Origin of the sequence: Prevotella sp. TCVGH (genome assembly GCF_023522295.1) — a bacterium.
GTDB classification, from domain to species: domain Bacteria; phylum Bacteroidota; class Bacteroidia; order Bacteroidales; family Bacteroidaceae; genus Prevotella; species Prevotella timonensis.
The window spans coordinates 1-1,773 of sequence record NZ_QFFX01000132.1; the positions used below are offsets into that span (position 1 = coordinate 1).

The 1,773-nt window shown below is 41.7% G+C and carries 1 protein-coding gene; it reads left to right on the forward strand.

What is annotated here, in order from left to right:
• Nucleotides 1-796 precede the first annotated feature (796 nt).
• The coding region (locus tag DEM91_RS12425) for a phage integrase SAM-like domain-containing protein (protein ID WP_249859113.1) at nucleotides 797-1,773 on the forward strand (977 nt) is incomplete at its 3' end.

Here is a 1,773-nt window from a genome sequence, read left to right on the forward strand (position 1 = left end):
AATATTGACTGCGGGTGAGCCAATAGTGCTCAAAAACAAGAATGATAGAGGATGGGGTAAGGTTTTGCAGAGGTCTCAAATTACTAAAATAAATACACAACTATCTACATTTTTAACGATAATCCGCTCAATTCTCTTCTTTGATACGCATTTTTTTAACTGCTATCACCTTATCAGTCAATAAATCTTTTTCACATCAAATGAAAGTATTTGTATAAACGGTTTTGCCATTGAAAAGTAATATTTGTACAACGAAATACACCCGCAAAACAGCTTATGTAAAGTTTGTATCAAGCTGCATAGAATGAAAATAAATGCTGAATTTTCTTTACAAAGTGACTCTCATAACTCGCGTATTTACAACCAACGTCAAAGTTGGTCGCAAATACGCTAAAAATGAGCGAGGTTTGTAAATCATTGTTATTGACAAAGTTACGTTTACATCTTGCTTTTATATTATTATTTTTACCATTTTTGGGTGGCTAAAGCATTGAGATAGAGGCACAACTAATCAGCGAAAATGAAGAAATATCGAAGTTGGTGTAAACTGACTGATAATGAGCAGGAAACGGAATAATTTGCATAGAAGTGCTCTTTTCAAAAAGAGTTATAATGTGCAGATTTAGGCAGAAGTTTAGTTACCAAACCGTTACCCGATTTTGCTATAGGTAACGATGGAGTAATGTTCGGTAACTGAATTATTTTTACTCGTGTGGCTATTGCGACGGTCGGCAGTTTTCTGCATAAGTGAGAAACGCTTTGAAATTGGTAATTTTGCCGCAAAACATCAAAGCGTATGAAAACAGAAAAAATGAAGGTGTTGCTCTACCTCAAAAAGAGCGGTCTGGACAAGTCGGGTAAGGCTCCGATTATGGGGCGGATAACCATCGGACGTTCTATCGCGCAGTTCAGTTGCAAGCTCTCCTGTAATCCTGACCTGTGGAATCCCCGTGAGAGCAGAATGGACGGAAAAAGTCGTGAGGCGGTGGAAGTGAATGGCAGGTTGGAGAACTTGCTGCTGTCCATTCAGTCAGCTTATCAGTCTTTGCTTACAAGAGGTTGCCCATTTGACGCAACCGATGTGAGGGAACAGTTTCAAGGAAGTGTGCAGACACGGTGCATGCTCGTCGAAAGGCTTGATATGCTCATCAAAGAGAAAGAAAGTCATATTGGTGTAGACATCAGAAAAGAGTCAATGGCAAGCTATCACTCCACGAGAATCCACTTGCAGGAGTTCATCCAGGCGAAATATAAGGTTTCTGACTTAGCCCTCTCACAACTGACAGAGAACTTCATCCATGAGTTTCAGCAGTACTTCTTGGGGGAGTGTGGATTTCAGGAAAGCTCATTTTACAATGTTGCCACCCATTTGAAAACGGTATGCAGGCTGGCTTACCGTGAGGGGTTGGCAGACATCCTGCTTTTCGACAAAGTCAAAATCAGCAAGGGTAACAAGAAACTCCCCAAAGCACTTGACAGAGGGGCATTTGAGAAGTTAAAGACTCTCCACTTTGAGGACTTGGAGGAGGAAATGGAGACAGCAAGGGATATTTTCCTCTTTGCCTGTTATACGGGTGCTGCATATTGTGATTTGATGGAACTGGACAATTCCCATCTTGTGCGTGATGACGAGGGTATCCTTTGGCTGAAGTTCAACCGCCAAAAAACAGGTGTGCCTTGTCGTGTCAAACTGCTGCCCGAAGCCATACGGCTGATGGAGAAGCTCCACAGCGATGAAAGGGAAACATTGCTCCCTTTCATGGGATATGCCAC